At 40.2% G+C, this 18,216-nt stretch carries 18 protein-coding genes; 5 read left to right on the plus strand and 13 right to left on the minus strand.

What is annotated here, in order from left to right; translation table 11 throughout:
* Positions 1-24: 24 nt before the first annotated feature.
* The 8 genes from LS48_RS09125 to LS48_RS09160 all read right to left on the minus strand — a co-directional run bounded on the left by LS48_RS09125 (position 25) and on the right by LS48_RS09160 (position 8,791).
* Positions 25-1,416 (minus strand): M20/M25/M40 family metallo-hydrolase, encoded by a 1,392-nt coding sequence (locus tag LS48_RS09125; RefSeq protein ID WP_062622230.1) that lies wholly within the window; start codon positions 1,414-1,416, stop codon positions 25-27.
* A 51-nt stretch (positions 1,417-1,467) separates the two neighbouring features.
* Positions 1,468-2,346 carry a PPK2 family polyphosphate kinase gene (locus tag LS48_RS09130; RefSeq protein ID WP_062622232.1) on the minus strand — a complete coding sequence of 293 codons (879 nt, stop codon included), beginning with the start codon at positions 2,344-2,346 and terminating at the stop codon, positions 1,468-1,470.
* 110 nt (positions 2,347-2,456) lie between these two features.
* A complete protein-coding gene (locus LS48_RS09135; RefSeq protein ID WP_045080628.1) occupies positions 2,457-3,620 on the minus strand; it encodes a sigma-54-dependent transcriptional regulator in 1,164 nt (387 codons plus the stop codon).
* Positions 3,620-4,537, minus strand: coding sequence for a DUF6268 family outer membrane beta-barrel protein (locus LS48_RS09140; RefSeq protein WP_062622234.1), 918 nt, complete (start codon positions 4,535-4,537; stop codon positions 3,620-3,622). The genes LS48_RS09135 and LS48_RS09140 overlap by 1 nt, the downstream gene beginning before the upstream one ends.
* A gap of 54 nt (positions 4,538-4,591) precedes the next feature.
* Positions 4,592-5,899, minus strand: a complete 1,308-nt coding sequence (locus LS48_RS09145; RefSeq protein ID WP_062622419.1) for an ABC transporter permease — start codon at positions 5,897-5,899, stop codon at positions 4,592-4,594.
* Between the two features lie 7 nt (positions 5,900-5,906).
* Positions 5,907-6,833: an ABC transporter ATP-binding protein gene (locus LS48_RS09150; RefSeq protein WP_062622236.1), complete on the minus strand. Its 927-nt coding sequence runs from the start codon at positions 6,831-6,833 to the stop codon at positions 5,907-5,909.
* 247 nt (positions 6,834-7,080) lie between these two features.
* Entirely contained in the window at positions 7,081-8,190 is a 1,110-nt protein-coding gene (gene dnaJ, locus LS48_RS09155; protein WP_062622239.1) for a molecular chaperone DnaJ, read from the minus strand.
* Position 8,191: 1 nt separating this feature from the next.
* Positions 8,192-8,791 carry a nucleotide exchange factor GrpE gene (locus LS48_RS09160; RefSeq protein WP_078056409.1) on the minus strand — a complete coding sequence of 200 codons (600 nt, stop codon included), beginning with the start codon at positions 8,789-8,791 and terminating at the stop codon, positions 8,192-8,194.
* A 106-nt stretch (positions 8,792-8,897) separates the two neighbouring features.
* Between LS48_RS09160 and LS48_RS09165 the strand changes: the two genes are divergently transcribed.
* Positions 8,898-9,551: a YceI family protein gene (locus LS48_RS09165; protein WP_062622241.1), complete on the plus strand. Its 654-nt coding sequence runs from the start codon at positions 8,898-8,900 to the stop codon at positions 9,549-9,551.
* A gap of 54 nt (positions 9,552-9,605) precedes the next feature.
* Here LS48_RS09165 and LS48_RS09170 read toward each other — a convergent pair whose 3' ends face one another.
* From LS48_RS09170 to LS48_RS09180, 3 genes are all read right to left on the minus strand, one after another.
* Complete coding sequence (locus LS48_RS09170) at positions 9,606-10,514, minus strand: TIGR01777 family oxidoreductase (protein WP_062622243.1); 909 nt, start codon at positions 10,512-10,514, stop codon at positions 9,606-9,608.
* Positions 10,515-10,631: 117 nt separating this feature from the next.
* Complete coding sequence (gene mnmC2, locus LS48_RS09175) at positions 10,632-11,300, minus strand: tRNA (5-methylaminomethyl-2-thiouridine)(34)-methyltransferase MnmC2 (protein ID WP_062622245.1); 669 nt, start codon at positions 11,298-11,300, stop codon at positions 10,632-10,634.
* A 4-nt stretch (positions 11,301-11,304) separates the two neighbouring features.
* The gene (locus LS48_RS09180) at positions 11,305-11,820 is read right to left on the minus strand and encodes a DUF4920 domain-containing protein (protein ID WP_062622247.1); all 516 of its coding nucleotides are present in this window, start codon (positions 11,818-11,820) and stop codon (positions 11,305-11,307) included.
* 112 nt (positions 11,821-11,932) lie between these two features.
* Here LS48_RS09180 and LS48_RS09185 point away from each other — a divergent pair, with 112 nt between their 5' ends.
* Positions 11,933-13,003, plus strand: a complete 1,071-nt coding sequence (locus LS48_RS09185; RefSeq protein ID WP_062622249.1) for a branched-chain amino acid aminotransferase — start codon at positions 11,933-11,935, stop codon at positions 13,001-13,003.
* A 54-nt stretch (positions 13,004-13,057) separates the two neighbouring features.
* Here the strand turns inward: LS48_RS09185 and LS48_RS09190 are convergent, their stop codons facing one another.
* On the minus strand, positions 13,058-13,444 hold the full coding sequence (locus tag LS48_RS09190; RefSeq protein WP_062622252.1) for a pyrophosphohydrolase domain-containing protein: 387 nt from the start codon (positions 13,442-13,444) through the stop codon (positions 13,058-13,060).
* 46 nt (positions 13,445-13,490) lie between these two features.
* Here LS48_RS09190 and LS48_RS15440 point away from each other — a divergent pair, with 46 nt between their 5' ends.
* Together LS48_RS15440 and LS48_RS09200 are read left to right on the plus strand one after the other, a co-directional pair.
* Positions 13,491-13,679 (plus strand): hypothetical protein, encoded by a 189-nt coding sequence (locus tag LS48_RS15440; protein WP_062622254.1) that lies wholly within the window; start codon positions 13,491-13,493, stop codon positions 13,677-13,679.
* Between the two features lie 386 nt (positions 13,680-14,065).
* The gene (locus LS48_RS09200) at positions 14,066-14,875 is read left to right on the plus strand and encodes a hypothetical protein (RefSeq protein ID WP_062622256.1); all 810 of its coding nucleotides are present in this window, start codon (positions 14,066-14,068) and stop codon (positions 14,873-14,875) included.
* 76 nt (positions 14,876-14,951) lie between these two features.
* Here the strand turns inward: LS48_RS09200 and LS48_RS09205 are convergent, their stop codons facing one another.
* Positions 14,952-16,991, minus strand: coding sequence for a dipeptidyl-peptidase 3 family protein (locus LS48_RS09205; RefSeq protein WP_062622258.1), 2,040 nt, complete (start codon positions 16,989-16,991; stop codon positions 14,952-14,954).
* 150 nt (positions 16,992-17,141) lie between these two features.
* On the opposite strand from LS48_RS09205, the gene LS48_RS09210 reads away from it, so the two are divergent.
* On the plus strand, positions 17,142-18,197 hold the full coding sequence (locus tag LS48_RS09210; protein ID WP_062622260.1) for an SRPBCC family protein: 1,056 nt from the start codon (positions 17,142-17,144) through the stop codon (positions 18,195-18,197).
* The last annotated feature ends 19 nt before the right edge of the window (positions 18,198-18,216 follow it).

Below are 18,216 nucleotides of genomic sequence, written 5' to 3' on the forward strand. Positions count from 1 at the left end.
TACTGCAACTGAATACTGAACACTCTACTCGGTTCCGTATTTATCGAATAAATATACCAAGCTTGCCATAGTGGCAGCCCCCAGTTCCAGTTCGCGTTTGTTAACGGCATCAAAGGTATCGTTGGCCGCGTGGTGATAGTCAAAATACCGCTGGCTATCGGGCCGCAGCCCTGCAAGCACGTTGATATTTCCCTTTAATGGACCGATATCGGCACCGCCATATCCTTTTTCAAAATAGTGAATCAAATAAGGCTTAAACAAACCTTCCCAAGACTGCACTTTTTGGAAATTTGCGGCATCGGTATCAAATGTAAACCCTCGCGGCGTAAACCCGCCGGCATCGCTTTCCAAGGCAAAACGATGGGTTTCGTTCTTTCTTTTCGCTTCTTCAGCATATTTCTTTCCACCGCGCAGGCCGTTTTCCTCATTCATAAAAAGCACCACGCGAATGGTGTGGTTTGGCCTATAACCCACTTTTTTGAAAAGGCGCAATACTTCCATACTCTGCACGCAGCCGGCACCGTCATCGTGAGCGCCATCGGCGAGGTCCCAACTGTCCAAATGGCCACCTACCACCATATATTCATTGGGTTTGGTGCTGCCCGTAATTTCCCCGATTACATTATAGGATTGCACATCGTCAAAAGTCTTGCAATTCTGTTTGAAGTAAAACAACAGATTGGGCTGCAATTTCAGGAGACTGCTTAAATATTCGGCTCCGTTGGTGCTAATTGCCGCGGCCGGTATGCGTTGGTTTACGGGAGTATCGCCATAGCTCATCGCGCCCGTATGTGGAAAATCGTCCATTCTCAAGCTCAGCGAGCGGACAATAACCCCCACGGCGCCAAACTTGGCCGCTTCGGCAGCGCCGGAATAGCGTTGGTCCACGCAGCCGCCGTAGGCTTCAAAAGTTTGTATTAATTCGGGCTGCATCGGTCTGTTATAGAAAACAATTTTTCCCTCCAGCTTTTCCCTTCCCAAGGCAGCCAATTCCTCCAGACCTTTTACCTCAACAACTTCCGCCTTTATTCCCAAATTTGGCGTAGGCACGGAACCTCCCAAGGCGCAGATGTTCGTTATGGTTTTATCTCCGGTAGGCGATTCTATATAGGCGTATTCCTTAAAGCCGCGCGTCCATTTCGGGACCATCACGGGTTGAAGCCACACTTTGTCCAAACCGAGTTCCTTCAGTTCTGCCTCGGTATATTTTACCGCAAGTTCAGCTTCATAGGAACCCGAGAGCCTGCCACCTATTTCATTGGAAAGATAATCCAGCCAATCGTACGCCTTCCCATCGGTTAGAGCGGTGGTGTACAATTTTTTCAGCATAACGGAATCCTGAACGGCGTTCTGCGAAATACTTACGGAAGAAATGAATAATGTGAAAAGTAATGTGGGGAGGAGCGAAATTTTCATTTATAAAATTTTATGGGAATCAATTCTTTGTTGCACTAAAGGGATGCTAAATTAATCATTTTTAAGCCGTTCGCGGTATTCCGAAATCTTGGCCTTTATTTCATCATCCAGTTCCGGTTCTTTTATGTCTTTGTATTTTTTTAGTTCCTGCAGCATAATTTCGGCCACGATTACCCGCGAGGTTTCCTTGTCATCCGCAGGAATAATGTACCAAGGCGCGTGCGGCTTTGAGGTGCGGTTGATGGCTTCCTCATAACATTTTCTGTAATCTTCCCAAAGTTCCCTTTCATCCAAATCTCCCGGAGAGAATTTCCAGTTTTTTTCGGGTTTGTCCAGCCTGCGGAGTTGGCGGTGCTTTTGTTCATCTTTGGAAAGGTTTAAAAAGAATTTGAAAATAATGGTCCCGTTCTGCTGAATGGTCTTTTCAAAATCGTTTATCTGCTGAAAACGCCTGTCCCAAAAAGCTTCGTCAATATCATCCAAACTATTTACATCGGGCAAATTTTCACCGAGAATATATTCGGGATGCACACGCGTTACCAAAACATTTTCATAGTGCGTTCTGTTAAAAACCCCAAACTTTCCGCGTTCGGGCAAGGCCACATAGTGTCGCCAAAGATAATCGTGTCTTTTTTCAAGCGCGGTGGGCGTTTTAAAACTGTGCACCACCACCCCACGGGCGTTGAAATCCTTAAACACTTCGCGAATAAGGCTGTCCTTGCCTGCCGTATCCATACCCTGCAGACAAACCAACACGGCATATTTTCCGTGGGCGTAAAGCGTATCCTGGAGCTTGCCCAATTTTTTACGGGTGTCCTCCAAATGGTCTTCCAACTCTTTTTCGGAAGCGTCCAAATCCCAATCGTTTTTAGTGCCGTCCAGTTTAATGGGCCCAGTAACTTTAAAGTCTTCGATTTTTACGTCTTTCATGCTTTTAGATTCTATGGATACTATTGGTTCTGTTGTTTCTTTGGTTGCTGTTGATTTTTTGAAAAAATGTGGAACTATATTTAACCGTTTAAACTTTTAAACCCATAAACTTATTTACTCGCAAAGAGTTTTACATCTTCCTCGCTTATTTCCTTTCCGCCCAAAATAATTAGGCGTTCCACTACATTTCGCAATTCGCGGATATTTCCTGTCCAGTCGTATTCCTGCAATAGCTTTATTGCTTTTGAAGAGAATTTCTTCTTTGCCGTACCGTGTTCGGAACTGATTTTTTCGGAAAAATAATCTACCAACAGCGGTATGTCCTCCCTCCTATCATTCAATGACGGAACCTTGATGAGTATCACAGCCAAACGATGATAAAGGTCTTCGCGAAAATTGCCTTCCTCTATCTCCTTCTTTAAATTTTTATTGGTGGCGGTTATCACCCGCACATCTACCTTTATATCTTTATCGCTGCCCACGCGCTGCACCTTGTTTTCCTGTAAGGCACGCAGTACCTTGGCTTGCGCGGAAAGGCTCATATCGCCCACTTCGTCCAAGAAAATGGTGCCTCCATTTGCAGCCTCAAATTTTCCGGCCCGGTCTTTATTTGCCGAGGTAAACGCACCTTTCACATGGCCGAAAAGCTCGCTCTCAATCAATTCACTTGGGATTGCGGCACAGTTCACCTCAATCATCGGGCCGTTGCTGCGCTCACTTTTTTGATGGAGCCAATGTGCCACGAGTTCTTTTCCGGTTCCATTTGGGCCCGTTATTAAAACGCGAGCTTCGGTGGGCGCCACTTTCTCAATCATATCCTTAATCTGAACAATGGCAGGCGATTCCCCGACCATTTCATAATTTTTGGAAACCTTCTTTTTAAGGCGGGTGTTTTCCACTACCAGTTCCTTTCGGTCGAGAGCGATGCGTACCGTATTTAGCAAACGGTTTAAATCCGGCGGTTTAGAAATATAGTCGAATGCGCCCAACTTCATCGTATTTACGGCGGTTTCAAGATCTCCGTGGCCGGAAATCATAACCATCGGTATTTCGGGTTTTATTTTCTTTACGGCTTCCAAGACCTCCACGCCGTCCATTTTGGGCATTTTTATATCGCAAAGCACCAAATCGAAATCTTCCTTTTTGAGGATTTCCATTCCGGCAAGGCCATCTTCGGCCTCAAAAACCTCGTAACCCTGGTTTTCTTCGGAAAGGATCTTCACCAAAACTCTTCGTATTGCTGCTTCGTCTTCTATTATTAGTATTCTTGCCATTAATATTTAAATTTGAATCCTGCCCTAAAATAAGGGGAATTTTCCGTATTTATCTTATAGATTTTTTTTCCATCGCCATCTTCCAACCTAAAGTCATTGTAAACCGAATGCGCTGCATAGCCGTAAAAAAGGAGGTGGTCTGTAAAGAAATGTTCGTAGCCCAATCCAACAAGACCAATTGTCATCTGGATACTTTCCGCCAGTTTTGCTTCTGAATTTTGATCGGAAATAGGAACAAAATTCTGCTGTATGTTGGCATACACATTATCTAACGTTAAAAAGGCCTGGAGTGCGTCTTTGTGGGTATCATTTAAATAATGGCGCACATTTGTTTTCGGCACACCCAAGGTATAGGTCCAATTGGGATGGAACTCTTTGTAATAATTCAGAATGGGCAATGGGTACCATCTACCAGGTGTAGTTGAATAGGTAAGACCTGCAATAAAACGATATGGCTTTTTGCCTTCTTCAGGATTTTTCTTTTTATCCTTTATGGCGTAAGCTCCCACTTCATAAATAAAGTCATCGCTTACCAAACTGCCTTCAAAGTCACTTTGAATTTTTACGCCTCCCTTGACCCCAAAGCGCCAATCATCGTTTTGTTTCCAAACATAACCTAGATAGGCGTCCATTTGTTGGGTGGAGGTTACTATGTTATCATTAAAAGCAAATACATCTTCCGTATCCTCAATATTTACATCTACATATCTATATTCCAGCCCCACAACAAATATCTTTTTCCTTTCTTTATCCAAAGGAATTGGTACTTGTACTAAGGCGCGATAGCGATTGATTGAGTTGTCTGATTTTGAAAAAGGCAATGCTAGATATTCTACTCGTGCCAAATCTGTAGTTTGGGCCGATATACCAAAAGCAAATAGCAAAATGCAGACGGTTATAAATGATTTTCTTTTCATAATTTTTCTTTTTTAATATTTCCGAATGCATAGCAACATTCGTAATACTTTCTGTTAATATTTAAGCCACTTAAAAATTTCCTTATAAGTAGGCTTCTTTCCATACATTAAGATACCTACCCTATAAATTTTGGCCGCAAACCAAACCATAGCAATAAAGCTTGCGAACAGGATAAGTACAGAAATAATCTGTTGCCAAAGTGGCACCCCAAAAGGAATACGCATGAGCATTACCACGGGCGAAGTAAAGGGAATGTATGAAAAAACTTGTGAAACCGTTCCGTGCGGATTATCAATAACAGTGAAAAAACCTACATAGACTGCCAGTATTAAAGGCATTAATATAGGCATCATAAATTGTTGGGTATCGGTCTCACTATCAACTGCGGCACCCACCGAAGCGTATAGGGAGGCGTAAAGCAAGTAACCGCCAACAAAAAAGAGGATGAACATAATTATCAAATTGGTAATGGGGAGATTATTGATCTCCATCATAACATCCTGCAAAATCTGCTGCGTGCCACCGTTGACACTATTATCCAAAACTTGTTGGGATGGTGTAGCTGAAGCGGGATCAATTCCGAAAATAGAGGTTACAACGGTCATTAAAACCAGAATAAGCACCACCCAGACTACAAACTGTGTAATTCCGGCAAGCGTGGTTCCGAAGATTTTTCCAAGAAGCAGTAACCTCGGTTTTACTGATGAAATAATAACTTCAATCACACGGCTGGTTTTTTCTTCGATTACGCTGCGCATAATCATATTACCATAAATAATGATAAACATGAACAATAGATACCCTGCAAGACCTCCAAAGATTAATTTTAAACCGGAGCCCAGTTTTGATGTTTCTTTCCCTTTAAAAGTTTCTTGATTGGCACTTATATTTATGTGAAGATTTTTAATGGTTTCTGAATCAATTCCTGCTTCCTTAAGTTTTAGCGTGTTTACTTTATTCTCGAGTAAATCATTTATATCGCCCATCAAGGAAAGCGAGGGGGAATCTTCGGAATAAAAAGTTATTTCTTTTGAAAGATCCTCAAGTCTGTCAATTTTCGGAATATACAACAAACCGTAAACCTCCTCTTTTTCAGCTTCTTCCTTTGCATTCTGTAGTGTAGTTTCGCCCAAGAGCTTATACTGCAAATGCGGAGAGCTGTTGAATTCATCCTTAAATAGACCGCTTTCGTCCAAAACCGAAATCTTGCGAACCGTATCGTTATTTAGGCTGGACAAATAGGCGACTAATGCAAAGATACCCACAAAAATAAGTGGGCTTAAAAAAGTCATAATAATGAACGACTTGTTGCGTACCTTGGTGAGGTATTCCCTTTTTATGATGAGCGGTAGATGATTCATTTCTGGGTTAGTTTTTTTGGATGGTTTCAATAAAAATATCGCTGGCAGAAGGTACAACCTCAACAAAATGGGTGAGTTGCCCCAAGGAAGTCAAGTAACTTACAAAGTCATTAGACGATACCGAATCCGGTATTCTTACCTTGTATTGCAGCTCGTTATTTATACTTTTAAAGGTTGCCGGCGAAATTTCAAATTTATCCTTTAGCATCGCAGTGGTTGAGGCGTGGTCCTGGGTGATTAAACCAATTTCAAAAGTGTTGTTTTTATATTGGCGCTTAATATCAATCAATTTACCATCGAGTATTTTATTCGATTTGTGAATCAAAGCAATATGGTCGCACATTTCCTCAACAGATTCCATACGGTGGGTGGAGAAAATGACGGTGGCACCCTCGTCCCGCAGCTTTAGAATTTCATCTTTTATGAGATTGGCATTTATGGGATCAAAGCCGCTGAAAGGTTCGTCAAAAATCAACAGTTTTGGTTTGTGGAGAACCGTTACCACAAATTGGATTTTCTGTGCCATTCCCTTTGATAGTTCCTGTATTTTTTTATCCCACCAATCGCCGATTTCCAAACGGTCAAACCAATATTTCAGCCGTTCCTTGGCTTCCTGTTTTGAAAGTCCCTTAAGCTGGGCCAGATATAGGGCTTGTTCCCCAACTTTCATAGATTTATAGAGGCCGCGCTCTTCGGGCAAATAGCCAATGTACTTTATATGGTGGGGTTGGAGCGGCTCCCCATCCAGAATAACCGAACCGGTATCGGGCATGGTAATTTGGTTTATGATTCTGATCAAGGTTGTTTTTCCGGCACCATTGGGGCCCAATAGTCCAAATATGCTTCCTTTCTCTACCTCTATGGATGCGTTGTTGAGCGCTTTATAACCCCCATAGGTTTTGGAAACATTGTTGACCACTAAAAGTTTTTCCATGAATTTAATTTGAAGAATGTAAATATATTGATTTGACCGTGAAGCATTATAACTATTAAGAGTATTTTAAGTGAATGGCACGACTATTACAATTGTTAATAGTGGTAAAATAAACCTTATAAAAGCAAAACCCACCCAAAAACGAAATTCTTGGGTGGGAAAAAAATTGCTATGAAAAAGAAAAATTATCACTTCTAAGATGAAGCGACTTTTCAAATATATATAAAAATATTTATTTAACGTTTATTTAAGAGAACATATCTTTCACTTTTTCAAAAAATGATTTGTCCTCCTTTTCGGGTTTTGGCTGAAAATGTTCGTCATTATTCATTTTTTCGAAAAACTCCCGTTGCTCTTTTGATAAAGATTTTGGAGTCCAAACATTGACATGTACAAGCAAATCTCCTGTTCCGTAACCATTTATACTTGGAATGCCTTTATTTCGAAGTCTCAAAATTTTTCCGCTCTGTGCTCCACTGTCAATTTTGATACGTACTTTTCCTGTAACGGTCTCAATTTCTTTGGAGGTTCCCAAGGCGGCTTCAGAAAAGCTTATGTATAGATCATAATGTAGATTGTCTCCTTCACGTTGCAATGTTTCGTGGGGCTTCTCTTCAATCGCAACCAATAGATCGCCTGCAATTCCATTGCCCGGCGCGTCATTTCCTTTTCCGGATACTTTCAGTTGCATACCATCTACTACACCTGCTGGAATTTTGATAGAAACTGTTTCTTCAGTAATCAGCATGCCTTCGGCATCTGCATTTGCGGGTTTTGAATCTACAATCTGGCCCAAGCCTCCGCAAGAACTACAGGTAGCCGAAGTTTGCATACGGCCCAAAATAGTATTTTGAATGCGCGTAACCTGCCCCTGGCCGTTACAGGTGGAACAGGTTTTATAAGTAGTTCCCTTGGCTAATTTTTTCCGCTTAACCTTTATTTTCTTCTCAACGCCGTTGGCAATTTCTTCTAAAGTTAGTTGCACGCGAATACGCAGGTTGCTTCCTTTAACGGTTCTGCGGCCACCGCCACCAAAACCGCCCCCGAAACCACCGCCAAAGGCACCGCCAAAAATATCTCCAAACTGGCTGAAAATATCTTCCATGTTCATGCCACCGCCGCCGAAGCCGCCGCCTTCAAAGGCACGATGCCCAAACTGGTCATAACGCGAACGTTTATTTGGGTCGCTAAGGACTTCATAAGCTTCGGCAGATTTTTTAAACATTGCCTCTGCTTCGTGATCGCCTGGGTTTTTATCGGGATGGTATTGTAGCGCTTTTTTTCGATATGCCTTTTTAATTTCGGCAGCCGTGGCACTTTTTGATATTCCTAAAATTTCGTAATAATCTTCCTTCATATTATTGTCCTATAACCACTTTTGGGTAGCGGATTATCTTGTCGCCCAAAGTATATCCTTTTTCCACTACATCTATAATTTTGCCTTTCAGTTTATCTTCGGGTGCTGGAATTTGGGTAATTGCTTCGTGCGAATCTGCATCAAATGCATCACCCGGTTTTACATCCATTAAATGAAGTCCCTTAGATTTAAGGGTCTCACGCAGTTTGTTATGAATAAGCTCCACACCCTTGTGAAGACTGTCGTCCTCACTTTTTTCTATTTCTTTCAAGGCACGCTCAAAGTCGTCCAAAACTGGCAATAAAGAACCAATTACATCGGCACCTGCAGTTTTAAACATATCTACCCGTTCACGGGCAGTACGTTTTTTGAAATTTTCAAACTCTGCAAAAAGACGAAGATAGCGATCCTTTTCACGCTGAAATTCTTCCTGCAATTCGGCAAGTGCATCGGTTACTTTTTCCTCAGCGGCTTCTTGTTCACTTATATCCGTTTCGTCAAAACCTACTTCTTCTTCATATTCGGTTTCTTTCATTTTATCTTTTTTGCCCATAATAGCGTTTCTTTCAATTTTTTCTGAAGGGAGCAAAAGTACTGCCATTTGTTTTAAAATGTCAAAATGTCACAGCATTTTAATTTAATATAACTTTAAGAAAATTCATTTTGTTTAAGCATATTTTTGCCAATCAAAACAAAAACCAATATTTATGAAATCTACATTTTTGAAAATAACGTTGATGGCTTTTATCACTGTAGGAGCCTTCTCATGCAAAAACAATGAAAAAGAAGCAGAAACAACAGTAGAAGAAGCTTCCGAAGCCACTGAAATGGCTACAGAATATACAGTAGACACTGCTGCTTCTACTATTATGTGGGAGGGTGCTAAGCCCACTGGAAAGCACCACGGAACAATAAAACTTTCTTCAGGAACGGTTCATTTAAACAATGGAAATATTGAGGCCGGAGAGTTTGTAATTGATATGAACAGCATTACTAATGAAGATCTGGAAGGTGATGACAAAGCTAATCTAGAGGCTCACTTAAAAGGAACTGTTGAAGGCAAGGAAGGTGATTTCTTTAATGTAAAAGAATATCCAACCGCTAAATTTGAAATGACAGGCATCGAAAATAACGTGGTTAAAGGAAATTTGACCATTAAAGACAAAACCAATGCTATTGAATTTCCTGCAACTGTAACTATGGAAGGAGATAAAATGATGCTCAAGAGTGAGACTTTTGAAATAGACAGAACTAAGTGGGATGTTAACTACGGTTCAAAATCTATATTCCCAAATTTGGGCGATAAGTTTATAAACGACGCTATGAAAATTACCGTTTCATTGGTTGCCAATAAAGCTTAATCCAGAAGAATTTTTTTATAAACTGAAGAGAGGCAAAACTGCCTCTCTTTTTATTTACAGTAAATCCTGTAAGGCGTTTTCCAAATTATAATACTTAAAAGGATAACCAAGTTTCTCAACTTTTTGGGAACTCACCAACTGCCCTTCCAAAACCAAGACAGACATTTCGCCCAATAACAATTTGATTGCAAAATCTGGAATGTTTGGCATCCAGAGCGGACTGTCCAGCTTTGATGCAATCATCTTGGTCATTTTTTTATTTTGAACAGGGTTTGGTGCCACTGCATTATATTTTCCTTCCAGCTGGTTCGTTAGAAGAAAAAGATAAATTCCTGCAATATCTTCAAGATGGATCCAGGATATCCACTGTTCTCCGCTACCTAAGGGTGCGCCCACTCCAAGTTTTATTGGTTTTACCAATTTTGGCAAAGCCCCGTCATTTTTTGCCAAAACCACTCCTGTGCGTACTTTGCTCACTTCCATTCCCATATTTTTAAATTGGGCAGCGGCAGCCTCCCAAGCCACTACTACTTCGCCCAAAAAGGTATCATCAACCTCTTCATTTTCCTCAGTATATAGCTTAGTCTTTGAGTTTGGATAGATACTGATACCACTTGCAGAGATAAAATGTACAATATTGTGATCTATTTTTAGAAGCGTATCGCGTAGCAGATTGATAGATTCTAATCTACTTTCAAGAATAATCTTTTTATATTTTTTGGTCCACCGTTCAGAAATAGTGGCTCCAACCAAATTAATTATTGCCGTTGCACCATCAAAAGCCTGAAAATCAATCTCACCTTTTTGAGGATTCCAATAGAACCCTTTATAATTCTCGGTGTTTTCAATTTTTTCACGACTGGTTGTGAGGTAGTTAACGGCAATTCCGGCAGCATGACATTGACGAACAATTTCACTACCTATAAGGCCTGTAGCACCTGTTATCAACACTTTTCTACTCATAATTTTAAATTTAGAAATTCAAATGAGAATAGCAAAGGGTGTTAACGGAAGATTGTGAATTGTTTGTTTTAAATTGGTTAATCTACCCCCTTTTGGCAAAGTCAAAGTATAATGAATTTAAATTTTTGTGCCTCTCAACATTTCCTTTTTCCCCGGAGGTCCAGAAAGACGCTCCACTTCAAAACCAACGGTTTGCATGGCGCGACGGGCATTGCCATTTGCCGCATAAGTAACCAAAGCGCCGTTCGGGTTTAGTGCCGTGTACATTTTTTTAAAAATTTCCTCGGTCCAGAGTTCTGGCTGAACTCGGATTCCGAAAGCATCAAAATAGATAAGGTTGAAGGAATTTTCAGAATTTATTTCAGAAAAGAATTTCTGCTGTTTAGTAAGTTGGAAATTTTCAGAGATGCTGCTTATTTGCTCCCAAGGGGAATGGTGCATTGTTAAAAATATTTTTTCCGATGCATTTAAAAGCGAAGTATAATTAAGCTTAACAATCTCGCCTATCTCCAAGGGATATGCCTCAACACCGGTATAATGGACCTTAAACGGATTTTTTTCAGTTTCCAAAAAAGTTAGGAGTGCGTTCAGACCGGTCCCGAAACCGATTTCGAGAATTGAAACTTCTGTTTCCTTATTTTTAGAAAACCAATGATAAAGCCCTTCCTTTATAAAAACGTGAAGGGCTTCGGCTATTGCACCATGCTTAGAGTGATATTGCTCGTCCCACTCTGGAATATGCAAGGTGTAAGAGCCGTCGCCCGTTTTAAACAAAGTTCTCTTCAAAAAATTATTGTTTTTCCTCTTCGGGAATTAATACGCCGTGTGCCTCAAAAGCAAGTGTGCGCTTTGGCTCGGTGATGGCTGCAATTTCCTCTGGAGTGGCGCCTCCGTCTTCGGCGTAGTGACGTTGGTCTTCAACGCTCATTTCTTCAACATAAGCTTTTCCTTCAGCAATGATGCTCTTACCAGCAATATCTTTTGGCATAAAGAAGCCATAATCCTTAAAACGTACCATAGCCTCGTTCTCTCCCATATCAACTTTCATCCAGCAACCTTTCTTTTGGCACACTTCCTTCACTTGCGTAGTAAATTTTACGTTTATGGTGTCGCCAGCCTTTAAACCGTTATACTTTTCGATTATTTCTGATTTAGTCAAAACATCTTCATCGGTAATTTTATCGCCAAAAGTTTGATAGTTAACCGCTATTTCTTCCGTTTCAAGCACTGGTGTATCTTCAGTTTTTTCGTTTTTACAGCTAATTAAAACTGCCATTATTGAAAATAAAAATAGAATTTTTTTCATTTTGAAGTATTTAATAAATTATTGATTGGTAATGCGTTGCAATTTTAATGATTTTTTGAATTTTATATGGCCTAAATTTTACCTATTTTTACAAAATAAATAATTCTTTTTCATGAATTCTTCCACCACCCAAAAAATTGACATACAAAAAGTTTCAACTTCCAGAATAGGAGATGTAGATTTTGACAACCTTACTTTCGGAAGCACTTTTAGCGACCATATGTTTGAATGTGATTATAAGGATGGAGAATGGCAGAACCCTACTATTAAACCTTATGGACCTTTAACCATTTCACCTGCGGCAAAGGTTTTTCATTACGGTCAGGCAGTTTTTGAAGGAATGAAAGCCTTTAAGGATGAAGATGGTAAAGTGTGGCTTTTTAGACCTGAAGAAAATTTTAATAGAATAAACAGGTCATCTAAAAGAATGGCCATACCAGAATTTCCCAAAGATATATTCTTTGAGGCATTGACAACTCTGGTAAAAATGGATAAGGATTGGGTTAAGCCCGGCCTAGGGAATTCATTGTACATACGCCCTTTTGTAATGGCAACCCAAGTGGGGGTTTCGGCTTCCCCATCTACAGAATATAAGTTTATGATTTTGATGTCGCCCGCCCAAGCATATTATACGGGAGATGTTAAGGTTGTAATCGCTGAGCATTACAGCCGTTCGGCAAATGGCGGAGTGGGTGCTGCAAAAGCAGCCGGAAATTATGGCGCGCAATTTTTTCCAACAAATTTGGCACGAGAGAAAGGTTTTCAGCAAGTAATCTGGACAGATGCCAGTGACCATAAATATTTAGAGGAGGCAGGAACGATGAATGTATTTTTTCGTGTGAATGATACGCTCCTTACCGCTCCAATAAGCGACCGGATTTTAGACGGTGTTACCCGCAAAAGCGTAATAGCTATTGCAAAAAGAGACAATATTAACGTTGAAGAAAGACCTGTTTTGGTTTCAGAAATTGTGGAAGCCGCAAAGAACGGAAGTCTAAAGGAAATTTTTGGCGCGGGAACAGCTGCGGTTATAAGCCCTGTAAGCGCCTTTAGCTATAAAGAAACTGTTTATGAACTTGAAATGCAAAAGAATGGTTTTGCAACCCGCTTCAAAAATGAGTTAATGAATATACAGTACAACAGAAGCGAAGATCCCTTTGGCTGGAGATTTGAGGTTGTATAACAGTTTCTGACAGTACATTTTAAAAAATCCAAAACCTTCTCGTTTTGGATTTTTTTATTTATCAAGTATAGCTCGAATGTCAGGTTTAAAGTAATTGGGCCCCTTTAAAACTTTACCGTCCTCACGATATATTGGCTTACCATCATTGCCAAGCTTGCTCATATTGCTTCGCTGTATTTCATTAAATACTTCTTCAATTTTGTGTTGCATTCCGTGTTCAATAATGGTTCCGCACAAAATATAGAGCATATCACCTAGCGCATCTGCCACCTCAACCAAATCATTGCTATTTGCCGCTTCAAGATATTCTTCGTTTTCCTCACGCATAAGTTCATAGCGTAAAAGATTTTTCTTTATTCCTAGATCGGCAGTGGGAGATTCCTTCATACCCAATCCAAATGCATTGTGAAATTCGGACACTGCGGCTATTTTATTCTTCATATTATAATTTATAAGGTGTAAATTTGCCCCGTAAAACTACACATTTATGTTTACTACCGGCCAATTTGTTTTTGCTGTTTTATTTTTTATTGTCTTCGTCATTATTATGGTTTACAGCTATCGTGGCGACAAAAAACTTCATAAAAAACAGTATAAGGGCAGTCTCTGGATTTTAGTGGGTTTTATTGCTTTTATTGTATTTCTTCTACTCGTAAAGACGTATTTAAAAAATTAATTTTTCTCTCTGGCTGAAAAATATTTTACTGTTTATCCCTTTCCTGTATAATTTTTCTTAATCATTTTTAGGTACCGTTTCGATAAAAATACCCTAAAGTAGGTATTTTTCAAAAACTCTTCCCGTCTTAATTTTGTCTCAGACAATCTAAACCTTGACTAACCCAAAACCTTTCAATTGAACTAATTGAATTAGCGAATTGAATTTCTATGAAAAAACCTACAGGTGCATTGTGAGTGAGGAAATATAATAATTTTTCTCTTTGAGGAGGGAGGAAGATTGAAATTAACAGATCGATGCACTATGGTTTTTTTTAAATACAGCACTAATTTCAAATATTCAAAATACATTCAACTAGAAAAGTAACCTAAAAACCAAATTAAAATATGATCAAATTAAAACTAGTTTTTCCGTTTTTATTAGCTTTTTCAATTTTTTTTATAAGCTGTGAAAAAGAAGAATCTGAACCGGAGCCAGAACCAATAGAAGTAAACGAAACTTCTATAATACCTTCTTCCACTTTTGGAAGAACCAACAATTATTTGGGGTGTATAGAAATTTCTAGCAGAATTACTAATATTAAAGTTTGGGATCACGGAACGGTTGATGATGATATTGTTTCTATAATAGCCAATGGCAATACTATTATTGATGAACAGACACTCAGAGGTCCATCAGACCCAATTAGTGTAGATTACGATTTTGGATACAATGGGTTTAATTATGTAACACTCTATGCACATAATCTAGGGAATATTCCACCAAATACCTGTACCATATCTATAAATGGCGTGGAATTTATTCTAGAAGCAAATCTGGACGCCAATGGTTCTATTGATGTAATTGTGGGTGGATACGGAGTAGATTGTAGCAATGCAGGTAGTGGCGGCGGAACCGGTGGAGGTGGCGGCGGAACCGGCGGTGGCGGAAGCGGTAAAGGAGATGTTAAATTCTGGACCAACCAAGATTATGGTTGTGGGCCAATAACCGTTAATCTTAGCGGTGTTGGAACCAGCACTATAACTGGTTATTACTACGCCGGGACACCAGATTGCATTAATGATGGTTATGGAGGAAACTTTAATGACCTACCCGAAGGCACTTATAATTATACGGCAAGCTGCCAAGGTTATAATTGGGATGGTTCCATTACAATTACAGAAGACTCCTGTTTACGTTTTCAACTTACGTTATAAGTGTTGATTTGAATTGTTCAAAACTAAAAAGCTCTTCGCATAGACGAAGAGCTTTTTTTTTGCTTTAAAAATACCTTTAGTTTACAGCAGGCAAATTGCTGTAATTCTTAGAATAGAAGAACATTTGCTCTGCAAAATTATTTGGTTGCTCAATAGTAAAACTCTCTATTTCACCATTACCGTCCATTTTTGGCACAAGCACAGGATTTACAAATCCGCTGTAAGGTGCAGAAGTGAATTGCTTATTGCGCTCCAAAATTTCCTCGTGAAGTTTTTGGTCCACCTTTACGCCGTAAGTTTCAACTAAATTTTCCACGGCGGCATAATCCCCCTCACTTTTGATGCGCTGTGTTTCGCGAAGCAATTGCCCGAAAAGGTCGTGCAGTTTGTCATAATCATTGATGTTGAAATAGGTTTTTCCGTCGCGGGTAATTTTTTCGATTACGTTATCAGCCTTTCCTTTCTCATAAACCCAAGCAGATACCCACTGGCGATTGCGCATGTGTGCTTCTTCTACATCATCACCTAAATTCAAACGAATCAACTGTGTCATTAAACCATTACGGATGTAACCGTCATACGCTGCCATTCCCACTTTTTTCCAGTCGTCAACCAAGCCAAGCTCCTGTAATTTTGGATTGTACAAATAGTAAAGGCCCACCAAATCGGCACGTCCTTCTTCCAAAGTAGAGGCATAGTTTTTCAAGGTTTCCTTGGTTTCGCCAACGCCAGGATTTAATTGTCCAGAAGCGTGACCAATTACTTCGTGAAGCGCGGTGTGGAGTTTATCGGCTTTCTGTCCGTATTTTTCTTCCAGCTCCAATTCTTCTTCATCGTGCACAAATTCCTTTAATCTGCCCGTGCTTCCTGCGTTGTTATAGGCTTCGATAATATTTCCGAGGGAAACGGACTTACTGCCTACTTCGGCACGAATCCAGTTTGCGTTTGGAAGGTTTACCCCAATTGGCGTACTTGGGGAAGCATCACCTGCCTCACCTGCAACATTTACCACTTTATAGGTTACACCAACCACGTTTTTCTTTTTGTGTTCGTCCATCAATGGCGAATTATCCTCAAACCACTGTGCGTTTTCAGAAAGTACGGCCATTTTTTCAGACATATCAAAATCCTTTATTTGAACGATGGTTTCATACGAACCTCTGTAGCCCAACGGATCGTTATAAACCTCTATAAAGCTGTTTATATAGTCTATGTTTCCTTCGGTGGCGGCGGTCCAAGCTACGTTGTAGTCGTCCCAAGTTTGAAGATCTCCCGTTTTGTAGTATTCAATCAAAAGACCGATGGCATCGCCTTGGGCCTTGTTTTCGGCTACTCCCTGTGCCTTTTCAAGCCAACCAATAATTTTGTCAATCGCTGGGCCGTAAAGTCCGCCAGATTTGTAAACCAACTCCTTAAGCTCGCCATTTTCCTTCACCAATTTAGAATTCAACCCAAAAGACAATGGTTTTTTAGGATTCGGAGATTTCTTTTTCGCATAGAAACTTTCCACATCTTTATTGGTTACGTTTGGCCCATAAAAGTTTACCGCGCTTTCCGCAACATTATCCACGCCTTTTGCCTGGTTTACTTTTTTGGAATCTTTATCGTTAAAGATTACTTCAAACGCCTCGCCTTCCAAAGTTGTGTTTGTGTCGGTTAAAAGTTGCTTTAAGTATTCCGAAGAAAATTCAGGCTTCAATTTGTCGTTTGAATAATGGTGGTGAATACCGTTGCTGAACCAAACCCTTTTTAAATAGGTTTCAAAATTCTTCCAATCTTCGGTAGTTTTATCGCCTTTATAGTTTTCATACACATTTTCCAGCGCCTTTCTGATGGTTAGATTATGGCGGTAGTTTTGGTCCCACATAATATCCCGCCCTTCCAGACCGGCCTGGGTAAGGTAATAGACTAATTTTTGTTCCTTTAGGGTAAGCTGGTCCCAACCCGGGATTTGGTAACGCAATATCTTTACGTCCCCGAAAGATTCCACATTATAGTCAAACTCGGTGGATTCGACAGTTTCCAATTGGGCCACATCTTTTTCCGGCTGGTTGTCCTTGCACGAAAAAAAGAGCAAACCGCTCATTGCCATCGCAATAAAAAAGGTCTTCTTCATTTTAAAAAATTTTAGATTTCCGCAAATGTACTAAAATATTGTTCGTGATAGCCAAGGGGCTAAATTCTACAGATTCCAAAGCCTTTCCTTTTCAGAAGCGTCAATGAATTTTCACTATCTTAGCAACACCAATCAATACCCCACGACCAAATGAAAATTTTAAAATACTTATTTTTTCTTCTTCTCATTATTATTATAGGCAGTGCCATCTACTTTGGAACCAAGGAAGGAAGCTATGATATTCAGGATACCATGGTAATCAATGCGCCGCCGGAAGTGGTTTTCAATAAGGTAAACGATTACAAAAGCTGGGAAGAATGGGGACCGTGGAAAAAAGAGGATTCCACAATAACCTTCACCTATGCCGAAAAAACTGTGGGCGAAGGAGCGTCCTATTCCTGGGAGGGCGAAATGAGCGGCTCTATGACCACGACAAAAGTGATTCCCAACAAAGAAATAGAACAAGACCTTACACTGAGTACTCCCGGTGGGGAAAGACATCCAAAAGTATATTGGAAATTTGAGGAAGTGGACGGCGGAACCAAGGTGACGTGGGGAATGAAGGGCGAACATACGCTGATTGACAAAGCCTATTATTCATTGAGCGGCATGGACTTTGATGCCGAAATGCACAAGATGAACAAAGCATGTTTGGAAGGAATTGCTGAAGAAGTAGCCGAAGATATGAAGCAGTATTCCATAAATGTGGATGGCGTTACCCAATATGGCGGTGGCTATTATATGTACACAACATCGGTTGCGAAAATGGGCGAATTGGGTGAAAAAATGGAGCCGATGATGAATGTGGTCATGGATTTTATAAAAAACAACAATCTGAATATGGCGGGCAAGCCTTTTGCTCTTTACAATGAAATAGACAGCGCCAACAATACCGTTATTTTCTCAACCGGCGTTCCCGTAAAGGAAAGAGTGATTACCCCAGAGGGCAGCCCCGTAGTTTGCGGTTTTATGGAACCCGTTTCAGCAGTAAAAATTTCTTTGAAAGGAAATTATAAACACCTTCCGGAAGCATATACCAAAGGCAGACAATATATGGAGGAGAATGACCTTCAAGCAGACCCCAATGGAAAAATGTTTGAGGTTTACATAACAGACCCCGAAGAAACGCCCAATCCGGCAAACTGGTTGACCGAGATTTACATCCCAATAATTACCGCCCCCGAACCTGTTCAAGAAGGTATTTAAAATGAAACATCGCGCGCTA

The sequence above is a fragment of the Aequorivita aquimaris genome (assembly GCF_001573155.1).
Lineage (GTDB): Bacteria > Bacteroidota > Bacteroidia > Flavobacteriales > Flavobacteriaceae > Aequorivita > Aequorivita aquimaris.